19 protein-coding genes and 2 pseudogenes are annotated in these 25,496 nt (G+C 36.1%); 16 read left to right on the top strand and 5 right to left on the bottom strand.

Annotated features, from left to right (window positions below):
* Positions 1-63 precede the first annotated feature (63 nt).
* Together RBQ60_RS07985 and RBQ60_RS07990 are read left to right on the top strand one after the other, a co-directional pair.
* Positions 64-2,709 carry a sensor histidine kinase gene (locus RBQ60_RS07985; RefSeq protein ID WP_307883185.1) on the top strand — a complete coding sequence of 882 codons (2,646 nt, stop codon included), beginning with the start codon at positions 64-66 and terminating at the stop codon, positions 2,707-2,709.
* On the top strand, positions 2,702-3,388 hold the full coding sequence (locus RBQ60_RS07990; protein ID WP_307883186.1) for a response regulator: 687 nt from the start codon (positions 2,702-2,704) through the stop codon (positions 3,386-3,388). Before RBQ60_RS07985 ends, RBQ60_RS07990 begins: the two co-directional genes overlap by 8 nt.
* Before the next feature lie 549 nt (positions 3,389-3,937).
* Here RBQ60_RS07990 and RBQ60_RS08000 read toward each other — a convergent pair.
* Both RBQ60_RS08000 and RBQ60_RS08005 read right to left on the bottom strand, forming a co-directional pair.
* A complete protein-coding gene (locus tag RBQ60_RS08000) occupies positions 3,938-4,708 on the bottom strand; it encodes a MerR family transcriptional regulator (protein WP_307883187.1) in 771 nt (256 codons plus the stop codon).
* Between the two features lie 36 nt (positions 4,709-4,744).
* Positions 4,745-5,218, bottom strand: a complete 474-nt coding sequence (locus RBQ60_RS08005) for a flavodoxin (protein ID WP_307883188.1) — start codon at positions 5,216-5,218, stop codon at positions 4,745-4,747.
* Between the two features lie 608 nt (positions 5,219-5,826).
* On the opposite strand from RBQ60_RS08005, the gene RBQ60_RS08010 reads away from it, so the two are divergent.
* The 6 genes from RBQ60_RS08010 to RBQ60_RS08035 all read left to right on the top strand — a co-directional run bounded on the left by RBQ60_RS08010 (position 5,827) and on the right by RBQ60_RS08035 (position 11,620).
* A complete protein-coding gene (locus RBQ60_RS08010) occupies positions 5,827-6,042 on the top strand; it encodes a FeoA family protein (RefSeq protein WP_307883189.1) in 216 nt (71 codons plus the stop codon).
* 68 nt (positions 6,043-6,110) lie between these two features.
* Complete coding sequence (feoB, locus tag RBQ60_RS08015; RefSeq protein WP_307883190.1) at positions 6,111-8,126, top strand: ferrous iron transporter B; 2,016 nt, start codon at positions 6,111-6,113, stop codon at positions 8,124-8,126.
* A gap of 12 nt (positions 8,127-8,138) precedes the next feature.
* A complete protein-coding gene (locus tag RBQ60_RS08020) occupies positions 8,139-8,306 on the top strand; it encodes a FeoB-associated Cys-rich membrane protein (RefSeq protein WP_307883191.1) in 168 nt (55 codons plus the stop codon).
* Positions 8,307-8,487: 181 nt separating this feature from the next.
* On the top strand, positions 8,488-8,985 hold the full coding sequence (locus RBQ60_RS08025) for a transcriptional repressor (RefSeq protein WP_307883192.1): 498 nt from the start codon (positions 8,488-8,490) through the stop codon (positions 8,983-8,985).
* Positions 8,986-9,176: 191 nt separating this feature from the next.
* A complete protein-coding gene (locus tag RBQ60_RS08030; RefSeq protein ID WP_307883193.1) occupies positions 9,177-9,476 on the top strand; it encodes a DUF6110 family protein in 300 nt (99 codons plus the stop codon).
* Positions 9,477-9,538: 62 nt separating this feature from the next.
* Positions 9,539-11,620: a heavy metal translocating P-type ATPase gene (locus RBQ60_RS08035; RefSeq protein ID WP_307883194.1), complete on the top strand. Its 2,082-nt coding sequence runs from the start codon at positions 9,539-9,541 to the stop codon at positions 11,618-11,620.
* 534 nt (positions 11,621-12,154) lie between these two features.
* Here RBQ60_RS08035 and RBQ60_RS08040 read toward each other — a convergent pair.
* The gene (locus tag RBQ60_RS08040) at positions 12,155-12,493 is read right to left on the bottom strand and encodes an ATP-binding cassette domain-containing protein (protein ID WP_307883195.1); all 339 of its coding nucleotides are present in this window, start codon (positions 12,491-12,493) and stop codon (positions 12,155-12,157) included.
* A gap of 577 nt (positions 12,494-13,070) precedes the next feature.
* On the opposite strand from RBQ60_RS08040, the gene RBQ60_RS08045 reads away from it, so the two are divergent.
* From RBQ60_RS08045 to RBQ60_RS08080, 8 genes and pseudogenes are all read left to right on the top strand, one after another.
* On the top strand, positions 13,071-13,958 hold the full coding sequence (locus RBQ60_RS08045; protein ID WP_307883196.1) for a cache domain-containing protein: 888 nt from the start codon (positions 13,071-13,073) through the stop codon (positions 13,956-13,958).
* Positions 13,955-14,836, top strand: coding sequence for a methyl-accepting chemotaxis protein (locus tag RBQ60_RS08050; RefSeq protein ID WP_307883197.1), 882 nt, complete (start codon positions 13,955-13,957; stop codon positions 14,834-14,836). Before RBQ60_RS08045 ends, RBQ60_RS08050 begins: the two co-directional genes overlap by 4 nt.
* Positions 14,837-15,299: 463 nt before the next feature.
* Positions 15,300-15,914: a TetR/AcrR family transcriptional regulator gene (locus tag RBQ60_RS08055; protein ID WP_307883198.1), complete on the top strand. Its 615-nt coding sequence runs from the start codon at positions 15,300-15,302 to the stop codon at positions 15,912-15,914.
* A gap of 71 nt (positions 15,915-15,985) precedes the next feature.
* Entirely contained in the window at positions 15,986-17,731 is a 1,746-nt protein-coding gene (locus RBQ60_RS08060; protein WP_307883199.1) for an ABC transporter ATP-binding protein, read from the top strand.
* Positions 17,731-19,462: pseudogene (locus tag RBQ60_RS08065) on the top strand (ABC transporter ATP-binding protein). Before RBQ60_RS08060 ends, RBQ60_RS08065 begins: the two are co-directional and overlap by 1 nt.
* 1,054 nt (positions 19,463-20,516) lie before the next feature.
* Entirely contained in the window at positions 20,517-22,631 is a 2,115-nt protein-coding gene (locus RBQ60_RS08070) for a glycosyltransferase (protein ID WP_307883200.1), read from the top strand.
* A 536-nt stretch (positions 22,632-23,167) separates the two neighbouring features.
* A complete protein-coding gene (locus RBQ60_RS08075) occupies positions 23,168-23,569 on the top strand; it encodes a pyridoxamine 5'-phosphate oxidase family protein (protein ID WP_307883201.1) in 402 nt (133 codons plus the stop codon).
* 112 nt (positions 23,570-23,681) lie between these two features.
* Positions 23,682-24,029: a four-helix bundle copper-binding protein gene (locus tag RBQ60_RS08080; protein ID WP_307883202.1), complete on the top strand. Its 348-nt coding sequence runs from the start codon at positions 23,682-23,684 to the stop codon at positions 24,027-24,029.
* 114 nt (positions 24,030-24,143) lie between these two features.
* Here the strand turns inward: RBQ60_RS08080 and RBQ60_RS15555 are convergent.
* Positions 24,144-24,299 (bottom strand): annotated as a pseudogene (locus tag RBQ60_RS15555) (transposase); the annotation flags it as partial.
* A gap of 182 nt (positions 24,300-24,481) precedes the next feature.
* On the bottom strand, positions 24,482-25,210 hold the full coding sequence (locus tag RBQ60_RS08085; RefSeq protein ID WP_307883203.1) for an HDIG domain-containing metalloprotein: 729 nt from the start codon (positions 25,208-25,210) through the stop codon (positions 24,482-24,484).
* Positions 25,211-25,496 lie beyond the last annotated feature (286 nt).

The following is a 25,496-nucleotide window of genomic DNA, read 5'->3' on the forward strand; positions in this document are numbered from 1 at the left end:
TTGCTTTGCAAAAACTACCGATTATAGAGATTCTTATTGTAAAAATAGAAAGGAAGAGAATTTATGGAAGAAGCAACTTCTATTCCTCGTAGAGGGCATCTGAAAATTTTCTTTGGTTATGCAGCAGGTGTGGGGAAAACCTATGCGATGCTAAAGGCAGCACATGGTGCAAAAAGGCGTGGCGTTGATGTAGTAGTAGGTTATGTGGAGTCTCATGAGCGGGCGGAAACAACGGTGCTGTTAAACGGATTGGAGCAGCTTGAAGTAAAACCAATGGAGTATAAAGGGCTGTCCTTAAAGGAATTTGATATAGATTTAGCCCTTGCCAGAAAGCCAAAACTTATTTTAGTTGACGAGCTTGCCCATACCAATGTACAGGGGAGCCGCCATGCAAAAAGATATCAGGATATTGATGAGCTTTTGCGAAACGGTATTGATGTTTATACAACGGTCAATGTGCAACATATTGAGAGTCTCAATGATATTGTAGTATCCATCACAGGAATTGTGGTGCGAGAGAGAATACCGGATTTTGTTTTTGATAATGCATCCCAAGTAGAACTTGTGGATATAGAGCCTTATGAGCTGATTAACCGTTTAAAAGAGGGTAAAATTTATAAAGAAAAACAGGCGCAAAAAGCACTTTCAAGTTTTTTTGATATTAAAAATTTAACGGCGCTTAGAGAAATAGCCCTTAGAAGATGTGCTGACAGAGTTAATATCATATCTGAAAAAATAAGGGTGCAGGGGAAAAGCGAGTATTATACCGATGAGCACATTTTAGTATGTCTTTCCTCATCTCCTACCAATGCCAAAATTATCAGAACGGCAGCAAGAATGTGCAATGCTTTTAAGGGTACTTTTACGGCACTATTTGTTGAAACCTCGGTTTTTCCTTTGATGAGTAACGAGAACAAAGAACGGCTTCGTAAAAATATCCATCTTGCCGAGCAATTGGGAGCTACAGTAGAAACGGCACAGGGAGATGATGTAGCATATCAAATTTCAGAATTTGCAAGGCTTTCGGGAGTTTCAAAAATTGTTCTTGGGAGAAATAATGCTACGAGGAAATATTTTTGGAGCAAGCCCACACTTACGGAAAAATTGACTGAAATTGCTCCTAATCTTGATATTTATATTATCCCAGATAAACAAACGCCCCCATACAAATCTCAAAGACCGAAGAATAGTTCTAAGGTTCATCTTTATGACATGGTAAAAGCAGTTCTTCTTTTGGCGGCAGCAACCATCATAGGATTTTTCTTTTACCATCTGGCTTTTTCGGAAGCCAATATGATTATGGCATATATTCTAAGCGTGCTACTAATCTCTGTTTTTACCAATCACAGACTATACAGCCTTTTTTCGTCTGTAGTCAGTGTGCTTTTATTCAACTATTTTTTTACTGCCCCAAGATTCACTTTAAATGCTACTGATGCTGGCTATCCAGTTACTTTTGTCATTATGTTTATAGCAGCATTTATTACAAGTACCCTTGCCACAAAGTTGAAACAGCAGGCAAAACAATCGGCACAGACGGCATACAGAACGAAAATTCTTCTGGAGACAAACCAACTTTTACAGAAGACAGAAAGCAAGGAAAAAATAATTGAAGTTACCTGTAAACAGCTTTCAAAGCTTATTGAAAAGGATATTGTGTTTCATCCTGTTAGTGATGGGGACTTGGGTAAGCCCATTACTTTTTTCGACAGGGTTTCTGATGATGAAAACTATTTATTACAAAATGAGCTGGCTGTTGCAAAGTGGGTTCTTAAAAATAATAAGCATGCAGGAGCTACCACCAATACATTAAGTAGCGCTAAATGTTATTATCTTGCAGTAAGAATGAACGAAATTGTGTATGGGGTTGTAGGTATAGCCCTAGAAGATCATCCTCTTCAATCCTTTGAGCATAGCATTATGCTGTCAATGTTAGGAGAGTGTGCACTTGCTTTAGAAAACCAAAGGGCAAATAAGGAACGGGAGAATGCGGCTGTACTTGCTAAAAATGAACAGTTAAGAGCTAATTTATTACGCTCTATATCCCATGATTTGAGAACTCCACTTACATCTATTTCTGGCAACGCCAATGTTTTAATTGTAAGTGAAAATGTTATGGCAGTTGAACGGAAGCAACAAATTTATCTTGATATTTACGATGATTCCATGTGGCTTATTAACCTTGTGGAAAATCTTTTATCAGTAACTAAAATCGAAGATGGCTCTATGAAGTTGGGTTGTACCACAGAACTCGTGGAAGATGTGGTTGTTGAAGCACTTAAACATGTAAATCGAAAGAAAAATGAGCATCATATTGTTTTTGAAAAAAGCGATGAAGTTCTTCTTGCAAAAATGGATGGAAGACTGATCATTCAAGTTCTGATTAATATTGTGGACAATGCAATTAAATATACCCCCAAAGGCTCAGAGATAAAAATCACAGCAAAAAAAGCAAATGGCTTTGTAATTTTGGAGATAGCTGATAACGGTGACGGAATATCTGATGAAGAAAAGTCCAGGATTTTTGATATGTTTTATACAGTAAATACTAAAATTGTAGATAGCCATAGAAGTATGGGTCTTGGACTTGCCCTTTGCAAATCAATTATAGCGGCACATGGCGGAGAGATAAAAGTAATGGATAACAAACCAAAGGGAGCTGTATTTCATTTTACAATTCCCTATGAGGAGGTTTTACAAAGTGAATAAAAATTTGATTTTGGTGGTTGAGGATGATAACGCAGTGAGAAATTTAATTTCAACCACGTTGGAAACACATAATTATAAATTTTTAACGGCTAATAATGGAGAAAGCGCTGTTTTACAGGTAACCTCTCATAATCCAGACGTTATTTTTCTTGATTTAGGTTTACCTGATATAGACGGAGTGAATTTGATTAAAAAGATTCGTTTATGGTCAATAACCCCTATTATCGTCATTAGTGCAAGAAGTGAGGATAGTGACAAAATAGAAGCTCTTGATGCTGGTGCTGATGATTACCTTACAAAGCCTTTTTCTGTGGAGGAACTGTTGGCTAGATTGCGTGTAGCACTTCGTCGTGTTAACTATGAAAAAACGGAGGCACCTATCTTTAAAAATGGAGAGCTCAGTATTGACTACAATGCAGGCTGTGTATACCTTGAGGAAAAAGAAATACACTTAACTCCCATGGAATACAAACTGATTAGCTTACTTTCCTACAATGTGGGTAGGGTTCTTACGCATACCTATATTACTAAATTAGTGTGGGGGACCAGTTTTGATTCGGATATTGCGTCATTGCGAGTATTTATGGCAACATTGCGTAAAAAAATTGAAAAGGATACTGCGGAACCCAAATATATTCAAACCCATGTGGGTATAGGGTATCGCATGCTTAAAGTGTGAAAATTAAAAAGCCTGATAGTGTTCCTGTTTGCACCTTACACTGATTGCAAAACTTATTTTTTATTAAAAAAATGTGGTTTTTCAGAATCGCATTGAATAGTAAATTTTTTTATAGATAACTATGACCACCCAATGTTTGAAGATGGAAAACAACTGGTTGATATGGTTTGTCTGAAGTGGGAGCGACCCCTTTTTTAGTATGACTATTTCAGGAGCGGTTCTCTTTTCGTTGGGAGTTAACATTCCAAGAGCTCTATGTGGCCTCTTGGGGTTGAATAAACCTTCAATATATTAAAATATGGATAATTGCAACTCTTAGAAAGAGGGTAGTTTTTCCGAGCGGCTTTTTCTTTCTTTAAGTATTTGAAGAAGCATTCAAAGCAGGTATTATAGATCCATCAACTTTGAGCCTATGAAACATAATTTATATTGAACACGAGGCATGAGTACTGGATATCCAAGCACTCATGCCACACAAAATCATAGAGGCTAATTTGCATAAATTATTTCACACTCTCGGCTTTTTCAATGTTAGATGCAGACATAGTATCAATTCCCATCACAATAGAAAACGATAGCCCTGTAAAGAAAGTCACTCAAATCCTCATCGCTAAATTGGTTTATATACGTTTTAAATCTATTATCAAACTTATAAGTATTTGCAATACATTTCAGTATTTCATTGTCACAAGCAAAAAAGTCCTGAAAGTTGTCTATAAATTGTTTGACAATAATCTGTACATTTTCTGAAGTTGGAGACTCTTTCATATGTTCTGAAAATAATTGAAATAGCATTTTCATTTTTTCATCAAACGCAGCAAATAGCTTAACTTTTTCCTCACTAGTTAAATGAGCTAAGTTTTTCTCATACTCTTTAAATTTTTCTGTTTCACCGTAAGCAAATTTTGCTTCTCTCATGTATTGCTCTTTAATGGGAAGAACACTTGTACCTTCAAATATGTCTAAATCAAATATATCTTTACCTGCCAAGTAGCTTTCTAAGTTTGACATCATTTTTTCTAATTTCTGTTTTTTTCTTGATAAAATTTCATAGTGCTGCTTCATAATTTTATTTTGCTCTTCTTTTGATAATTGCAAAGTACGGGATATATCTTTTAAGGGCAAATCCATTTCTTTTAAAAAAAGTATGACTTGTAACCTTTCAAAATCCTTCGTATCATACAGGCGATAACCATGAGATGATTGATTTGATGGTTTTAACAAACCTATTTCATCATAGTAATGTAGTGTTCGCCGTGTAATCCCTGTTATTTTGGTTATATCGTTCACTGTATAATACTGTTTTCGCACTTTATACATATCCTCCTCATAACATATTGATACTCTTGACTTTGTTTATGCTAAAAGTCCTATATTGTCAAGCCAGGTTTCGACTTGTGTATCATGAAAGTCACTTGTTGTATCAAATCCCGATATTAGCTTTGAGTTAGGACATTCCTTAAATATATTGGTTTCTATTTGTCCAAACCCACCGCCACCATGGGTACAAAAAGGAATGATTATTTTATCGCTTAAATCGACACTTCGCAAGAAGCTCAATATGGGTGGTGCAAATGATTTGAACCAGTTAGGTGTTCCAATAAAAATATATTCATAATTGTTTTTAGGTTCATTTCCAGACACCAATTTAGGGCAGTATCCTCTTTCAATTTCATTACGAACTTCCTTTGTTGCACCGTTGTAAGAAAATGAATAAGGTTTTTCCGGAATCAGCTCTCTAATATCTCCTTCCGTAAGGAGTGCTATACTTTCCGCTAAATTTTTTGTTGAGTTTGAATAAGAATAGTATACAACCAATGCTTTACTCATAAAAATCCTCCAAAATTACACATGGTATTTTATTTTCTCCTATTATAAACTATAACGTTACGTAGCAGTCAAGGCTTTTAAAAGAAATTGTGTTACATTAGCACTATTAATGATGAAGGGACGTGGCAAGCAGGGCGAGGTGGTATACACCTTGGGATTTTGTTTAAAATTGACTTTCAGGATTTTTGGCAAACTTGCTTGTGGTAAAGATACAACCCCCACTGAACAAACAATAACTTAGGGTGGCTTCACCTTTTGCGGAGCCTGATTAAATTACACAGAAAATTATGAAGGATTTATGTAAGTGGAAAGGCATAGAAAACTATAAACATGACTGCCTAGAAACTTTATGAAAAGAGAACGGAAGAAAGACAATTAGGTGCATTTGATTAGATATGCTTAAAAGTTTGATTCAAATATTTTTTTATTATCAAAGTATCAAAGGGTTTGCTGCATTGAACAAGTAGTTCATTTGCTTTTGAAAACGATATTGATTTTTCACATCAAGGCAATCTTCTTTAAAACTATTGACAAAGGTGTTAGTTTATACTATGATTAGTTAACACTAACTAACAAAAAACATAGTATCACTTAAGGAAGGTGAAAAAATGACTTTAACAAAGGCGATGTTTGGGAAAAAATATATTATATCTAGAATTGAGACAGATGATGAAGAATTAAATAGCTTTCTTTTCACCTTGGGCTGCTATTCTGGAGAAGAGATTACTTTAGTTTCCAAGATAAGTGGTAACTATGTAGTTGCCATAAAAGATGGTCGTTATAATATTGATCACGACCTAGCGCAAGCAATTATGATTTCATAAAAGTATCATTAACATAATGCATAAAGTAATTTTTAGAAATAAGGTTAATTAAGTAAGGAGAGAGAATAATGAGAATCGCACTTACAGGAAATCCCAATAGCGGTAAAACTACACTTTATAATGCATTGACAGGCAGGACAGAGCGTGTTGGCAACTGGGCAGGTGTTACTGTTGACAAAAAGGAAAGTCAAATCAAAAAGTCTTTTGTAAACGGCAATGAAGAATCAATCATTGCTGTGGACTTACCCGGTGCATATTCTATGTCGCCATTTACGTCAGAGGAAAGTATAACAAGTGCTTATGTAAAAAATGAAAAACCGGATGTCATAATCAATATTGTGGATGCAACCAATTTAAGCCGTAGCCTTTTCTTCACAACTCAACTACTGGAACTTGGCATACCACTTGTTGTTGCACTAAATAAAAGCGACATAAATAAGAAAAAAGGAACAAAAATTGATGTAGAAGAGTTATCGAAGCACCTTGGATGTACGGTGGTAGAAACAATTTCTACAGAATCATCTGGCAATGGATTACAAGAACTCGTAAATAAAGCAGTTTCCGTTTGTGGTAAAGTGCAGAAAGCACCTTATACACAAGGAGCGATTGATTTACATAGCAAAGAGGCTGTAGAAGCTGCAGATAGAAAGCGTTTTACCTTTGTAAATGGTATTGTTTCAAAAGTAGAAAAAAGGAAAGTTATTACCAGTGAAAAAAACACACAAGATAAAATTGATGCGGTTCTTGCGCATAAATGGTTCGGAATTCCTTTCTTTGTGTTAGCAATGTGGGCTGTATTTTCTATTTCTCAAACACATCTTGGTCCTATGATTGCAGATTATCTTGTAGGATTAATTGAATCATTCCAAGGCTGGGTGGGCGTAATGGTAGAAGGATCCTCCCCATTTGTGCAGGCATTACTTGTTGATGGTATTATTGGCGGTGTAGGTGCTGTTGTAGGTTTCTTGCCACTGGTAATGGTTATGTATTTCTTAATTGCACTGTTGGAAGAATGTGGTTACATGGCTCGTGTGGCGGTTGTAATGGACCGTTTTTTCAAAAAGGTTGGTCTTTCTGGTAAATCTATTATTCCGATGGTGATTGGTACTGGTTGTGCAATTCCTGGTGTTATGGCTTGCAGAACCATCAGGAATGAACGTGAAAGAAGAACGACAGCAATGCTTACGCCTTTTATGCCCTGTGGTGCGAAACTGCCGGTAATTGCCCTTTTTGCTGGTGTATTCTTTCAAGATGCGTCATGGGTTGGAACATTAATGTACTTTATTGGTATAGCTCTCATCTTCTTGGGTGCAGTTTTGGTACAGAAGATAACTGGGCATAAGTTCAGAAAGTCATTCTTTATTTTGGAACTGCCTGAGTATAAGGTGCCAAGCATCAAAAGAGCATTTCTGTCTATGATGGCAAGAGCAAAAGCTTTTATCATCAAAGCAGCTACCATTATTCTTGTTTGTAACGCGGCAGTACAAATTATGCAAACATTTAACTGGAGCCTTCAAGTTGTTGAAGAGGGTGCTGAAGCAACCTCTATCTTGGCAACCATTGCAAGTCCATTTGCAATTCTTTTAATACCTCTTGGATTTGGTGTATGGCAGCTTGCTGCTGCAGCAATCACAGGTTTTATTGCAAAAGAAAATGTTGTTGGTACTCTGGCTGTAGTTTATGGCATTACAAACTTTATTGATACTGAAGAATTTGCACTTATCAGTGGGGCTGTTGATGTGGCTTCTGTTATGGGAATCACTTCTGTAGCTGCATTATCTTACTTAATGTTTAATTTATTCACACCTCCTTGCTTTGCAGCAATTGGTGCAATGAATGCGGAAATGCAGGACAAAAAATGGTTGTTTGGTGGTATTGCCCTACAGTTTGGTACTGCATATGTGGTTGCTTTCCTTGTATATCAGATTGGAACAGTAATTACAACTGGTTCAGTTGGAGCAGGATTTGTTGGTGGATTGATTGCAGTAGTTGTACTGATTGCTGTGGCAATTTATCTGGCAAAAAAAGGTGAAAATAAGGTTGATGAGTATGCATTAGATAGCAACAAAGCCATGAAAGCATAGAGGTGAAATATAATGGATTACATCGTTTTAGGAATTGTTGCAATCATTATACTGACAGCTATTGTTTATATTGTGAGAGCGAAAAAGAAGGGCGTTAAATGTATTGGTTGCTCTTCAGGGGCGAGTTGTTCTCATAAACAAGCTGATTATCAGAAAAGTCATGGTTGTAACTGTAAATAAGCTGAAATTACTTTCATCAAAAGAGACTGCTGTTTATCCTTTGCCGGCAGTCTCTTTTTAAATGCAATTAATGGAATTGGCTGGTTAGGTATAACGAAGGTTATTTAAGTATTTAGACTTTCAATAAGTTCAATTACGCAGAATTTTAAAGCAAAACTTCTAGATAAAGGTGAGGGGAAGAGTGGAATTGTTTAGAAACAGTGAGACAGAAATTGAAAAAAAGACTTTGGGGCCATCACTGGAAATTAAGATTAAAAAAAATAAGCTATTTAATACCCTCAGAAAGAAAGGCTATCGCATTACGAAGCAAAGGCAAATTATAATCAATACTTTGTTAGAAAATAGTTGTTACAGCTGCAAAGAAGTATACTATAAAGCCACAGCTATTGATCATAGTATTGGTATTGCTACAGTATATCGTATGATTCGCATATTAGATGACATCGGCATAATAAACAATCAGCAAATGTTCAAGCTAGATTGTAAAAAGGATAGCAATGAGGCAGAGAAGTTGGTCGTTGGCTTGGATGATGGCACATGCCGTGCGCTGACCATGGAAGAAAGTACGCAAATACTTTATGCAGGCCTTGTCGCCTCTGGATACTTTGGGCATCAAATTGCTTGGGTAGAAATAAATAATAAGAAATTTTTAATAGATGAAGCTTTAAAAGATGGGTAAAGCCAACTTTTGTGGATAACCAGAAAAGGTTAAATGATAAAAAATATCAATAGTGTCAGTTATATTTGACTAACCCAAAAAACTACTGCTAATATAATCTAAAATGTTACAATAAATACCAATAAAACTGCTTTATTCATAAATTTATTGGTTATGTAGGCAAAGTGAATACAAATTATGGAGGGATTTATATGTTTGATTTTGATGATTCAAAAGTTAAAAATGCTTGTTTTTTTGTCGGAGGAATTTTGTTTGGTACAGCGGGTATAAAGATCCTTGCTAGCAGGGATGCCAAGAAGGCGTATATCCACAGTGTTGCGGCGGCCTTGCGTGCAAAGGATTGTGTTATGAAAACAACAACATGCATTCAGGAGAACGTTGAAGACATTCTGGCTGAAGCAAATCAAATGAATGAAGCTAGATTTGAAAACGAGTTTGATTTTGAAGAAGATTGGTCTGATGAAGACAAAGAGACGGATGAAGCAGAATAATTACAAAGTAATTTTTATGCGGAGCTGGTAGGAAAACAGCTCCGTTTTTTTGGAGGTGGAATATGAATTTTAAAATACAGCATGAAATGAAAGGGCGTATTCGTGTTCATCTCATGCAGAATATTATGACCTTTCAACAGGCAGATTTATTACAATATTATTTGCGTTCATTCCATAATATTAAGGAAACAAAAATTTATGTGCGGACTTGTGGTATCGTCATTAGCTACAACGGTAATAGAAAAAGTGTGTTGGATGCTTTAAAACAGTTCCAGTACTCAAAGTTTCAATCGCCAAGTACCGCTATTGAGGATTCAGGCAGAAAGTTAACAGTCAAGTATCAAGAACGATTAGTACAGAAGACGATTATTCATTTCGGTGCAAAAATATTTCTCCCCTATCAATTAAGGGCATTATGGATAAGCTTACGTGCGGCTAGGTTTATCTATAAAGGTCTATGCTCTATTGCAAAAAAACAATTAGACGTTAATGTGTTAGATGCAACTGCAATAGGCGTTTCTATCTTCAGAGGAGAGTTTAAAACAGCAAGCTCTATCATGTTTTTGCTAGGTATTGGCGAAACCATGGAAGAATGGACACATAAAAAATCCGTGGGTGATTTAGCTAGGAGCATGTCTTTAAACACCAGCAAGGTTTGCTTAATTAAAGACGGACAAGAGATTTTGGTCAATACTACAGACATTCAGCCTGGCGAACAAGTAATTGTACGAATGGGGACGGTGATACCCTTTGATGGGAATGTTATTTCTGGTGAGGCACTGATAAATCAAGCAAGTTTAACAGGTGAGGCGTTACCCGTTAAAAAAGAATGCGGTGGGTACGTGTATGCTGGAACTGTTGTTGAAGAGGGGGAGATCACTTTAAATGTAAAGGCGGTATCAGGCGCTACACGTTATGAAAAAATAGTCAAGATGATTGAAGAGTCGGAGAAACTAAAGTCGAAGGTTGAAAGTAAGGCCGAGCACCTGGCAGATAGACTTGTTCCCTATACGCTGCTGGGTACGGCAGTAGTTTGGGTATTGACAAGAAATGTTACAAAAGCGCTGTCTGTATTAATGGTGGATTTCTCTTGTGCGTTAAAGCTTGCTATGCCAATTTCTGTGCTTTCTGCCATTCGGGAAGCCAGTAAATATAAAATTACCATTAAAGGCGGTAAATATCTTGAAGCAATAGCCGATGCTACAACAATTGTGTTTGATAAAACGGGGACATTAACAAAGGCTAAACCAACAGTGAAAGCAGTGATTCCTTTTGGTGAAAGTTCTGCTGACGAAATGCTAAGAATTGCGGCTTGTTTAGAAGAGCACTTCCCACATTCTATGGCAAAGGCTGTTGTTCATGCGGCTAAAAAGAAGGGCCTTGATCATAATGAAATGCATTCCAAGGTTGAATATATCGTTGCCCATGGAATTGTTTCCTCTATTGACAACAAAAAGGTTGTCATAGGCAGTCACCATTTTGTATTTGAAGATGAAGGTAGTACCATTGATGAATCTAATCAAGAGAAATTTGATGCACTTTCTGCTGAATATACCCACCTTTATCTCGCGATAGAAAACAAACTAGTTGCTGTAATCTGTATCGAAGACCCCTTGAGGGAAGAAGCGCCAGATGTAATAAAGTCACTTAGGAAATTAGGGATAAATAAAGTTGTCATGATGACTGGAGATAGCGAACGAACCGCAGCTGCCGTTGCGAAAATAGTGGAGGTAGATGAGTATTACTCGGAAGTTTTGCCAGAGGATAAGGCGAATTTCATAGAGAAAGAAAAGCAATCTGGCAATCGTGTGATAATGATTGGCGACGGAATTAATGACTCTCCGGCGCTATCAGCTGCGGATGTAGGTATTGCCATAAGAGACGGTGCAGAGATTGCCAAAGAAATTTCCGACGTAACAATTGCGGCCAATGACCTTAGTGAGCTTGTAACATTAAAACGGTTAAGTAACCATTTAATGAAGAGGATACAAAATAATTATGCAGCTATTGTCGGAATTAACGCTTATCTTATTGTCTTAGGTGTGGGGGGAGCTATAAGACCTACCACATCAGCCTTGTTACATAATACTTCAACTTTGATGATAAGCCTAAAAGACATGCAGAATTTATTACCTCATAGCTGATGCACAAAAATTACTGACATGTAGGAATGACTATTTTTGTGGTTGCGAAATAAATAGCCAACCATGTAAAGAAGATGACACAGAGAATAATATTCTTGTGGAAAAGGCATCTGCCTTCCATGTACCTGAATCGAGAATAGAGGATGAGTTGGAGATTTTGGCAATAGCTACTAATGAATTGTTCATCATATGGCATAGGTTAAATTGTTTAATACATCCTGCAAAAATATTCTAAATTAGTTTAACGGCGGCTTGATTGAATTTCAAGCCGCCGTTAAACTAATTTCTATTTATAATTCATCTAAAAAAACAAATGCAGGTATCTCATTTTCCTTGTATGTTGTGTAAAGGCTTTGTGCATAAACAGAAAGATACTCCTTAATAGTTTCCTCGGTCATTACTTCCTGTGTTGAACCAAATTTGTATTGTATCACCTAACAAAAAAATTGTCAGCGATTCTTATTGCGTGGTTGGGATAATGTGTGTTAATAATGCAGAATATAATTTGCTCGGAAACCACACCATGAATGAGTTTTATAGCCGTAGCTGGTTGCGAAAATCTAAATGTGCTTCTGACTCATCCAAAATTAAAAGTTGTGGAGAATTTACCAATGCTCTTGCAATAAACACCACATGAAGCTGGCCTTTGCTAAGTTCGTTGCAGCGTCTTTTAGAAAGCTCAGCAATTCCAATACGCTCCATTATCTTATCTGCTTCGATGTAACCCTTAGCCAGCGGTGTTGCAAAATAGGAATTATCACCTACTTTTCCAAATACAATCATACCTCGTACAGTATAGGAAAAGGAGGATTTACGAGCTTGTGGTACGTATCCAATCTGTTTAATTGGCTTCGTTGCTTTCTTGTCCTGCAACAGAAGAATAGCCTTCCTTCCATGACAAAATACCTGCATATAGGCTAATACCAATGTGTTTGACATGGTTCCATAATATCACGCCCAATGGTTATACGCTTTTCACAAGCCAAGCAAATGATATTTTTTCTGAGTGCTATAGAAATAGTAGCGAGAAAGGTAACTTTTTAACTTAGGAATTGTAAAAATCAAGGGTATTTGAAAGTATATTAGCAGTTATACGAACTTAATTGTTAACGAAAAGAATTATAATGAATAAAGGGAATAGAAAGAGCTATTATGTTAGTAAAAATCAAGGAATATCGATGATAACGAGAAGGGAAGCTTCAATATTTGTTAAGTAATAGAAATTACTTGACTTTTTTTGTATATATATGTTAGTCTTGACTAACATATATATGGTCTTGAGTTAGTGGCGACTAACGTGCGTGTTTCAGAGTATTCGCATCACACCAAAAGTAATTATGTTATTTTATAAAGACAGAAAAGGGGAGATTTTGCATAATTAAAATGAATATGGTCTGGTAGATAACGAACAACAATCAAAAGGAAATTAAACTTAACAAGGAGATAAAAAATGTTGAAAAAACTTAAAATGAGAGGGAAACTTGTTGTTTTTTTTGGCCTATTAATGCTGATTACTATTTTTACCCAAGGTTTGGTGTCTTTTATTGAGCTAAATAAGTCTCACGGCTCCACAATCGCAGCAGTTCAGGATGAGTTTGATGCTGTTATCAGAACTAGTGTGGAAGGCCTTATTGGTTCATTGCAGGCGAATCATCAAAGATATTTGGATGGTGAAATAACCAAAGAAGAAGAAATGGAAACGGCGAAAAAAATCGCAAGAGATACAAGATATAACAACGGTGAAGGATATTTTTGGGTGGATATGGCAGACGGATTATGTGCCGTACATATGGATCCTGAACAAGAAGGGAAAAACCGAAGTAATTTAGAAGATTTGAAAGGCCAGAATATTGTACAAAATATTATCAAAGCGGGAAATAATGAGGAAGGAGGTTTTACTGAGTATTATTTTAAAAAACCTGGTGAAGATGAAGATTTTAAGAAAAGGGGATATACAAAAAAGTTTGAACCTTATGGTTGGTATGTTAGTACCGGGAATTATTATGATGATATTGAAGAACGTTTGGATGAGTATAAAAAGGATAAGCAAGTTTCCCTGCTAAGGATGAATGTTATAAGTGTTCTACTAGGCATTATAGGAATAATTATTATGTTTGTGGTTGCGAATCAAATTACCAAGCATTTAAGAAAAATGATACAACGAATAACATTATTGTGCCAAGGGGATCTCCATTCTCCTGTGCCTAAAATGAATACAGGAGATGAATTGCAGACTTTGGCAATCGCTACTAGTCAAACCATTAATAATTTTGGCATGGTGATTTATGACATTGATAATGTGATGAAGGAATTCTCAAATGGCAATTTTTTTTATTGAAGGAAAGTATTAACTATGCAGGAGATTTTAATGGTATCGGCCTATCTATCGAAAGGTTTGCAGAGAAAATGTCCGAAGCATTACTTCAAATTAATGAAGCATCGGAGCAGGTTGCTTATGGGTCAGAGCATCTCTCTGGTGGTGCGCAGGAACTTTCCCAAGGGGTAACGGAACAGGCTAATGCTATTGAAGAATTATCCAAAACCTTTGCTGGAATTGCACTACATACAAAAGAGACTGCAGAAAATGCTACAAAAGCTAAGCAAATTTCTGCTGGCTCCAGAGATGCCATAACGAGAGGTTATGCGCAAATGAATGAAATGGTAATGGCGATGGATGAAATTAGTAACACATCCAATGAAATTGGAAAGATAATTAAAAATATTGACGATATCGCATTCCAAACCAATATTCTTGCACTGAATGCAGCGGTAGAGGCTGCTCGTGCAGGAGCTTCAGGAAAAGGTTTTGCAGTGGTTGCAGATGAAGTTCGTAATCTCGCAGGCAAGTCGGCGGAAAGTGCCAAAAATACAGCTAATTTGATAGAAAAAGCCTTGTTAGCAATTGAAAATGGCTTAAAGATTGTTTCAACGACGTCTACTACACTGGATGAAGTGATATCTTCATCAGAAAAATCGGCGGAGGCAATTCAAAGCATTGCAGATGCAAGTGTTGAGCAACAGGAATTTATAAGGCAGGTGAATGATGGGGTGGATCAAATTTCCGCAGTTGTTCGTGCAAATAGTACCAATGCAGAAGAAAGTGCGGCAACAAGTGAAGAATTGTCAGGGCAAGCACAGTTAATGAAGGAGTTAATCGGGAAATTTCAGTTGCAACGGGAGATTTTAACTAAGACTAATGAAGATGAGTCTGAGTAAATAGGATATCTTTTTCTAGGAATTTTATCATATGCTTATTTGTTTATAATTCTTAAAGTGGATTTTTTTGCCCAATGGAGCAAGTTAGTAGGTAACAATTACTTGCTGAATTCATAATGCATCTAAAGGTTGGATGTTTATTCCTTAAGATAATCAACTCCACTGTCTGAATATACAGGGAGTTGATTATATAGATTTAAAGGTTAAGTCTCCCTGATAGTATGGAAAAATCTCTATTTTTTTGTAGTGAAGAAATTAGAGATTTTTTCGTGATTTGTGAAAAAGAATATTATTCTTTCATGTAACTTAGAAATAATCACTGTATCTGGGGTAATTTGAATGCATACAACACAATAATGAACATATACAAGAAAATCTATTTTATTTGACAAAAGTATTTTAAAGAAGTAAGATAATTACATTATCGATAATCATATTATCAATCATAGAAAGGAGAGAGAGCATGGCAACTGCGGATTTAAGTATAAACCCAAGAATTCTGCAAAGTGCAAAAGAGGAATTTTTGAAATTGGGCTTTCAAGACGCTTCATTAAAAGCTATCTGTGAAAAAGCAGATGTAACTACGGGTGCTTTATATAAACGTTATAAGGGAAAAGATGATCTTTTTTCAGCGCTTGTTGAAGGTTGCCTGAATGATTTAAAGGCGGCTGTTGAGGAAAAAAAGAGTGTGAATATTAAGGCTTTGTCCGATGAAGCACTCATAAACACATGGTATATGGACGAAAACTATATGCTATGGTGGTTTGATTATTTGTTTCAGCGACATGATGAGGTAATACTTTTGCTGAACTGTTCTGAGGGCAGCACTTACTCAAATTTTCAGCATGACTGGGTGGAAGTTTTAAATGAATCTACCTATTGGTATTACAAAGAAGCTTATGAAAGAAATTTAACGAAACAAGAGATTTCACCAAAAGAAATGCACATCCTGATCACTGCTTTTTGGAGCACCATATTTGAACCTTTTATTCACAATTTTTCTTGGGTTGAAATTGAGCTTCATTGCAAACTGGTTTGTCGCTTATTCGACTGGCAAAAAGCAATTGGTTTTTATTAAAAATAACCCTTTTAAAGGGATAAAATTTCGAAAATGGGTTAGTTAAAACTAACTAAAAAGGAGGAGTTTACTTGTTTAGTAAGGTGTTAGAGTATACCGGAGAGTATAAAAAAACCACTTATAAAGCGATTTTGACTTTAGTTGTGGCTGTAGTATTTTACGTGGGTCCGTTTCTGTTCCTTTCCCAAATCATTGCACCTCTTTTAGGTTATGGAGAGATCTCTGCAGCGGGGTTAATATGGAGAGTTTCAGCTATTGCAATTTGTCAGGTTCTTTATGCTGTTTTATATGTCAAAGGCCTGGAGCTGTCTCATGACTCCGCCTATCATACACTCAAAAATTTACGCATTTCCTTACAGCATAAGCTGGAGAAACAGCCTCTTGGCACCATCGAGGAAAAAGGTGTGGGTGCCATTAAAAAAATATTCACAGATGATATTGAAAATATTGAGCTACTGTTGGCACACGCCTTACCAGAAGGGATTGCTAACCTTGCAATTCCTCTTTTCGTATTTATTGGTATGTTTTTTGTAGATATAAAGCTTGCATTATTATCCCTTGCGGCACTTCCTTTTGGCATTTTATTTATGGCTGTTATGCTAAAGGCAGGCCTGGGTTCTATGAGTGCCTATTATGGTGCTGCACAAAAAATGAATAACACAATTGTGGAATACATAAACGGAATGGAGGTTGTAAAGGTTTTTAATCGTGATGGCGAATCTTATCATAGATTTGAAGCGGATGTCAAAAATTATCGTGATTTCACATTAAAATGGTATAAAGTTTGCTGGCCTTGGATGGCCCTTTACAATAGCATTTTACCTTGTACTACAATGCTCACATTGCCACTAGGCTCATACTTTGTTTTGCAAGGTTACTCTAGTCTGCCTGATTTCATTTTAATTCTATGTATGAGTTTCGGGACAGGTGTGCCGCTGCTTCGCTCACTTAGCTTTATGTCTACTTTACCGCAAATCAAATATAAAATTGAGGCATTAGAAAAAACTATGGGAGATACTGCACTAAAGCAAAGTAGCAAGAATTTTATTGGGAAAAGTCATGATATTAAATTTGAAAATGTACGATTTTCTTATAAAGAGGAGGAGGTTCTCCACGGCGTTTCACTTGAGGTGAAAGAGGGTAACCTTACTGCTTTAGTGGGTGAGTCAGGTAGTGGAAAATCAACCTTGGCGAAGCTTTTGGTACATTTTTATGACATCTCTGGCGGGAGTATAAAAATCGGAGGACAGGACTTAACAAAAATGAGCATTGAGGCCCTCAACAACCAAATTTCCTATGTAGCACAAGAGCAGTTTTTATTTAACATTAGCCTTTTAGAAAATATTCGATTAGGAAAACTGGATGCCACAGATGAGGAGGTTTTAACTGCTGCTAAAAAAGCCCAATGTGGCGAATTTTTAGAAAGGCTGGAAAAAGGCATTTATACTATGGCAGGAGATGGCGGAAAACAACTATCAGGTGGAGAGCGTCAGCGTATTTCCCTTGCAAGGGCGATTTTAAAAAATGCTCCCATTGTAGTTCTAGATGAAGCTACAGCCTTTATGGATCCGGAGAATGAGGAAAAAATGAATGAAGCAATCGCCGAGGTTATATCTGGTAAAACAGTCATTGTTATTGCCCATCGTCTGCATTCTATTATAAATGCAGACCAAATCTGTGTTTTGAAAAATGGGAACATTGTAGAAACAGGAACCCATGCAGAGTTGTTGCGGAATGAGTCCGAATATCAGAAGTTGTGGAATGCAGCGCAAGATAGTGCAAATTGGAAAGTTACCACTGCAAAGGAGGGGCTGTAATGATTAAACTGATTAGAAGAATTTTGAATGTTTCAGAAGAATATAAATGGCATATTCAGCTTGCCTTTGTATTTTCTTTCTTTAAGTCATTTTTAGCGAGAACTCCCATTATGTTTGCATTTTTTGCTATCATTGCCTTTTATAAAAATAAGGCTAATGTACAAATGGTAATTTGGCTGGGTGTTGCCATGACATCTTGTATTTTGTTGCAGGTGATTTTTCAGTATACCTCCGATCGGCTTCAATCTGCCTCTGGTTACATAATATTTGCCAATAAACGCATGGAACTAGGCCGACATCTTCGCAAAATGCCCATGGGCTATTTTACAGAAGGAAATATCGGGAAAATAAGCTCAATACTATCCACAGATATGGTTTTCATTGAGGAGAACTGCATGAATGAACTTGCCAATATGATGAGCCATATTTTCTCGCAAACCATTATGATTGTGTTTATGCTCTTTTTCAATGCGTATATTGGCCTTGTTGCGATTGCTTCCGTTTTCATAATTTTAGTTATTGCGCATGGTATGAGAAAGGAAGCTCTCGCAGACTCTGCCATCAGACAGGAGCAATGCGAAAAGCTTACAGATGCAGTGCTTGATTTTACTGAAGGAATTGGAATCATTAAAACCTATAATCTTTTGGGGGAAAAATCAGCGGAGCTGAGCCAAAATTTTGAAGATTCCTGTAGGAAAAGTCTAGAGTTTGAAATGGCTCACGCTCCTTGGCAAAGAAGGTTAAACCTTGTATACGGCTTAGGTGCCAGTGGGATTATTGCGCTATCTATTTTTCTTGAAAATAGGGGTCTATTAGAGGTTACCTATCTAGTTGGTATGCTTTTATTTGTCCTCGACCTGTTTGGTCCGACGAAAGCACTATACGGCGGTATTGTCAGACTAACGGTTATGAACAGCTGTATGGACAGAATAGAGGAGATATTTCAGGAAAAGGAACTTCCTGATTCTGGTACAGATATAATCCCTAAAACAAGTAATGCACCTGAGGTGGCGTTTCAGAATGTATCTTTTGCCTACGGTGAAAAAGAAGTTTTACATAATATAAGTTTTTCTTTGGAGAAAAATCAAATGTTTGCTCTTGTTGGTCCTTCTGGTGGGGGGAAATCTACAATTGCCAGCCTTTTAACTCGTTTTTGGGATGTAAAATCGGGGCAAATATTAGTGCGTGGCAAAGATGTTAGAAGCATTCCCCTACCATATCAGCATGGTATTTCAGCGTGTGTATTTGTTTGAAGATACTATTTACAATAATATCAGTATGGGACGGCCGGATGCAACAAGGGAAGAGGTCATAGAAGCTTCAAAAAAAGCCCGCTGTTATGACTTTATTATGCAGTTACCTGATGGATTTGAAACGATGATTGGAGAGGGTGGTGCAACCCTATCCGGTGGTGAAAAACAGAGACTTTCTATAGCTCGATGCATTTTAAAAGACGCTCCCATTATAATTTTAGACGAAGCAACTGCAAGTGTAGATGCGGATAATGAAAGCTATATACAAGAAGCAATCTCTGAGCTTTGCAAGGGAAAAACTTTGTTAGTTATCGCCCACAGGCTTAACACCATTGCACATGCGGATAAAATTTTAGTAATAAAAGATGGGGGCATCGTAGAAGTAGGGAAGCATGAGGAACTTATGGCAAAAGACGGGGTTTATAAAAAGTTCGTCACAGTTCGTAAAAACAGCCGTGGATGGAGCCATAGAAAATAATCTCTTGACAAATATTATTGAAAATACTATTTTTTAAAATTATAGATAGCAAAAGCTAATAATAATTTTTTGTGTTCAGGGAAGGGGGATAATTTTTTGAAGCCATACCTAAAAAAGACTTTTGGGATTTGTGATGGTTTTAATTGGAGTAAGCATACTCAGCCTTTTATTAATTAGCCTTTCTAGTAAAGACCCTGCAGAAACCTTAGCAAGGAGAAGCAACATTAGCGTCACCGAGGAAGCCATCTTACCTACATCTTGATTATACTGGGAGGTTGGTAATGGGGCCGTTTTGAGACTTTGGCCAAAGCCTATCAAATGATATGGTGTATAAGAATAAACTGTAGCACTGCTTTCCAAGATGCACCTTGGTTTAGGCAGATGTTGCGGGATCAATTTTGTTTTGAAACTGGAAAAAAGGTATCATGAGATGCGTTCGGGTCATTTCAGTGATGCTGCTCTGAAAGCGATCATTGATAATGCACAACAGAATCTGGGGAGTGCGGCCGAGCGAGGTTGTAGTCCTTTTACATAATATTAATAATTTAAAATAGAATGAAATTTCCGAAAGCCGTGAGTTAAAATATGCTTACGGCTTTCTTGTATTTATTTAATTGAGAAACGCTATATTAAGGAATCCACAGTTTGGATATGCAGGGGTTTATTTTGATTCAGATATAAAGTTTTTTTCGAACTGCATCTGCCGCAGTTACTAATGTTGCACAATTTTTAAAAATACAATATAATCTGAAAAAGGTATGAGAACATTATTATTTGTTGCGGCTATGTCCTTTTCAACTGCAACAGTATTTTTTGGGACACTAAAAAGCCGTTCAACTTTTTCAGCATTCACGAAAATAACTATGATTCAGCGGATAAGTCGGTGAATCTATTTTGTAATAAGGTTATTGACTGTTGGTCTAGCTCAGAATTTAAGATGGAATAAAGTAGTTTTTACTTCCTAAGTTATCGGTGGAAATAACTAAAGCACTTTTAGTAACCATTTTAAAAGAAATTGAGAATAATAAACGGAACTTAGAAAGGATGATGATTTATGAGCGCCGAAACATTGTACATAATAGGATTGGTTTTAGTTCTACTATATGTTTCTACAGGAGTCGATGACTTCATTTGGGACATTATTTGTTTATGGAAAAGAGGAAAGCAAAAAAACGATACGCTGAGTTTTAAGGACCTAGAGGAATTTCCGCCCAAGCTTATCGCACTTGTGATTGCGGCTTGGCATGAAGATAATGTTCTTTTAAATGTAGTAGAAAATATTATAGCCTCGCAACAATACCCCAAGTCTATGTATCATATTTTTTTAGGGGTATACCCAAATGATTCTGCCACAGTTTATATAGCACAACAGTTACAAAAAAAATTTACAAATGTACATTGTGTGATTAATTATAAAGAAGGTCCAACTTCAAAGGCACAAAATATAAACTATGTGATTTCAAGAATTAAAGACTATGAGAAAGGAAAAGATTGGAGATTTTCTGCAGTTACTGTACACGATTCAGAAGACTTAGTACACCCTTATGAGTTTAAAGTTACCAACTATTTAATGAACAAGTACCCTGCAATACAATTCCCAGTGTTCCCACTTATAAAAAAACCAACCTTTAGAAACTTTTTTTCAAATATAACGACAAATACTTATGCAGATGAGTTTGCTGAAAATCATTTTATCACTATGGTAAGTAGGCGTAATACAGGTGCTTTTGTCCCTTCAGCAGGTACAGGGTTTTCGCTGGCACGAGATACGATTGATACCCTTGGCTATCATGTATTGCCTGAAAATAGTTTAACAGAAGATTATCGTCTTTCCCTTACATTATATGAAAATGGCTTGCAAATGCATTATGTGCTTGAAAAATTAGAGCGTCTTGATTTTCAAGGGGAAGTTCAAACAGAATATATTGCAACGAGATCCATGTTTCCTAACACCTTTAAAACTGCGGTCAAACAAAAAACGAGATGGACATTAGGAATAACAATGCAGTCCCTTAAATTTAAAGAGATTTTTAATAATGAGTTGTCGTTTGCAGGCAAGTATTCTCTATATCGTGACCAAAAGGCGAAGATTGGTAATTTGCTATCTATGGTGGGGTATCCTGTGCTCATTTATTTTATCGTCTCACTCTTTATCCCTCTGACACCAATTTATCCAAAATATACATTATCTTGGTATCTATGTGCAGTTGTAACCGTGATGATGATTGAAAGACAAATTTTTAGAGCTGTGGCGTTAAAAAATATTTATGGTTTCAGAAGCGTATTTTTTGGTTGCCTTTTTCCACCAGTAGTTCCTATTCGTATTGTATGGGGAAATATCATTAATTTAGTGGCAACTGTACGAGCTTACATACAATTTATAAAAGGGAAACGAAAAAATAAGGATGTCATACCTGAACTTAATTTAACTCAAGTATCCATTGAAGAAAGCTGTGCGAACACACCAGAAAATTTACAGGAGCCACAGGGAGAAGAAAAGGAAATGATGAAGTTTGAGTGGTCAAAAACAGAACATTCATTTCTTGATAAAGAAGTTTTGTCAAGATTTCATAGACGTTTTGGCGATGTGTTAGTAGCCAAAGGATATATCACAACTTCACTTCTCAAAGAATTATTAGATAAAAAAGATGAAGAAGTATTCGTTGGAGAGTATCTATTAGGCTTAAATGTCATTACAGAGAAGAATTTTATAGATGCTTTAACATCTGTAAAAAATATTCCGTTTGTCCATAAGCATTCTTTATCTTTATACGATTTACCTAGTTTCCGAAATGATTTTGATAAACGGTTTTTGTTAGAAAATAAGGTGTTACCATTACTTAAAACAAAGGATGGGTATGTATTTGCCTATGGTTCATCCACTCCCATCAATACACAAGCCTTGCTAAGAAAGAAATTTAACGTGGACAAGCAAACGGTTCTAACTCTAGATGAAGGTATAATAGATGGCATTTCTAAAATTTATAACGGAAGAAGACGTATGAAAGAAAATGTGTTTGACGATTACCTTTTAGAAGAAAAAATAACAGTAGAACAACTTGTAATTATACGTAATTATGTGGCAATGAACAAAGGATTAGAAGAGGATATTGCTAATCAGATGGGAGTTTGCCAAAATGTTCAAGAGCAAAATTATATCATAGCATAAAAAAATTAATTTTAGAATTGATAGTTAAGGAAAAAAGTAATGTTTAGATTTCATAGTGGTTAATTCTGATGAGAAAAGAGGATTTTATTCTTTTACATATAGTGAAAAAAAGAAAAAGTAGGTTTTAGTCTTATATAGTTGTTTTTCTTTATCTCCCAATGACTGAAAATGCTATGGACTTTGTGAACCCGTAAGATTAAGCTTGCCATTTGATTATTTTCTTTATTTTTGTGTTAATTAGGACTACCGATAATTCCCAAGTTTGCAGGAATTATCGGTAGTCCTTTTATGATGCACCAAGAAATTAATGAAGTGTTCATAGTTTACTAAGGACGCATTGGCAACCATTTTGGTGTGGGGTTAAGTTTGTAGCGTATCATTCATAGGAAAACATTAAAAAAAGAGAATTTATATGATTACAAAACTGATATTTCAAAGAATGGAATTAATTAACGTTATGAAGATTATATAGTTTTACATAACTATCATTAAAAGGTTAAAAATAGAGTAAAGAGTATTTAAACTTGGAGGTGCCTATGAAGGAAACAATTGATTTTTTAAAAAAGAATAAGTTTGGTAATCTTGCAACCTGTGATGGAAACAAACCGGACACACGCCCATTTGAAGTAGCATATGTTTCAAACGAGGGTCTTTTGTTCTATGTATTCTCGGATACAGAGCTGAGCAAGCAGTTAAAGACAAATCCTAATATTTGTTTTTGTGCAACAAATGAAAAGTATGACTATTTAAAAGTTAAAGGCGAAATATCTTTTAGTACAAAACAAGAAGATAAAGATAAGGTACTTGCGAACAGTCATTTTGCAAAAAAGGTGTGCGAGTCATGTGGTGAAGATAAAATGGAGATATTTTATCTGCCACATGGGAATTGCATGTTACATCATCATATGGATGATAACATTATAAAAGAAAGCTTTTAATTTTAGCGTAGAGAATCTTTAATATGCCGAAGGCAATTTTAAAGCATCTTTTTAAAATTAGAATACGCACTAGAGTAAAATGATAAAAAAGTAGATATTGGGAGGTTTTAAAATGGGTATAGTTACTACAGCAACAGATAAGTTTCGCAATTGTGTTGATGCTTGCTTAAAGTGTACGCAGGCTTGTTATGAATGTATTGGTGAATGTTTGAAAGAGTCTGATCTTAACAAGAGGAGAAAATGTATTTCTGGTTTAATTGAGTGTGCTATGATGTGCCAAATGTCAATTGCCTTTATGTCAATGAATAGTCAGGATGCGTATGATCATTGCGAGTTATGCGGAAAAATCTGCAAAACATGTGCAATGGTATGTGCTGATATGGAAGTTGACCATTGCAAAAAGTGTGCAGAAATTTGCAAAATGTGTGCAGATGAATGTATTAAAATGGCGTCCATTTAGTGTAATTGAGAGTGTGAAATAATTTCTGTAAATTAGCTTTCTATAATTTTGTGTGAGGCATGAGTGCTTGGATATCCAGTATTCATGCCTCGTGTTTAATATAAATTATGTTTCATCTTCATTAATGCCTAGAAAAACATATGCCGCAGCTTTTTTATTATGTTATTGTCTCTAACGGAGAAGTGAACTGAATCATAAATAAAACGGATAGATTCGGTATAACGAGCGGTACTGCCAGTCCTCAATTTCAGGAAGAAGCATATTGGTAACAATCCTGAATATCATCTGCTGACTTGATACCATACTCGTTTAAAAGAGCTGAGATAATGTTTTATTTTCTTTCGGAAATTTGATTTTCTGCGAGCCATAAATATAGCCTCCTATGTTTTTTTTATTTTTTCATAGAAAGCTATTATTAAAATAAATTATTTACAGAGTTTTTTTCACAGGCTCTATAATGATAATGTTACATCTACGCCACATCTTTCAAGAAACTCTTTGATGTTGGCTTTTTCTTCTTCCGTTTTACATCCGAGCCTCCCCATGCGGTCACAATAGCCCAATAAGGCTGTCTCGTGCATATCCGTTTCCGCTTTCATCCCCTTAACATCTCCAAAGGGCAAACTCTTATTTACATACAAAGGATGCATATGATATTTGACAAGCTTGCTAACCTGTTGAATAAAAGAGTCATCATCCGTTAATTCAGTTAAAAAATTTATGGCTAGATTCATACCCACTGTGTCATGGTCATAGGATACGATTCTGCCCTTACGTGTGCGTGTTGTTTCCCCTTTTCCAATATCATGCAAAAGGGCAGCCCACATAAAAACCTTTGGGTTATAGCTTAGATGACGTACTTGTGCTGCTTGGTCCACCACTAAGGCAACATGATTCCAAACACAGCCTTCGGGGTGATGAACAGGGGATTGGGGAGTAACTTCTAATTTTTTAAGCATTGAAAAAGGGTGTACATCAAACCCATCCTTTTTTAAAAGGCCGTTTATATATGCCGAGGGATGCTGATCGGAACATAAATGATCGGTTATCTCTTCAAATAATTGTCTAGGGATCAAGGAGCGGCTGCCATTATCTTTACCATCATTTCTATGGTCGATACTTCCTTGGTCTACGCCAATACCGGCTTCTTGTTTTTTTGAACCTGTTTTTCTATTATTCATGGAATTCACCTCCTTTTTATTTTTCTCTAATACACTGATCCATATTCGATTTTTATTTCGTCACTGGTGTCCACACCAGTGAAACGATACTGACCAATGGTTTAATAGAGCTTTGTCACGCTTTTTGTGGTTGGAAGTATTCTTCATCAGTATTTTAATCAAAATCAATGAGCAACCGCAGAACTAGCATAAGGTAACAGGCTTTTTTTCGCATTGAGTAAATTCACATCTCTTTTAGAATGCAATAAAAAAAGCCACAAAAATTCTGTGGCTAAAAATGATTCCT

The organism is Anaerotignum sp. MB30-C6 (genome assembly GCF_030908465.1).
Taxonomy (GTDB): Bacteria; Bacillota; Clostridia; order Lachnospirales; family Anaerotignaceae; genus Chakrabartyella.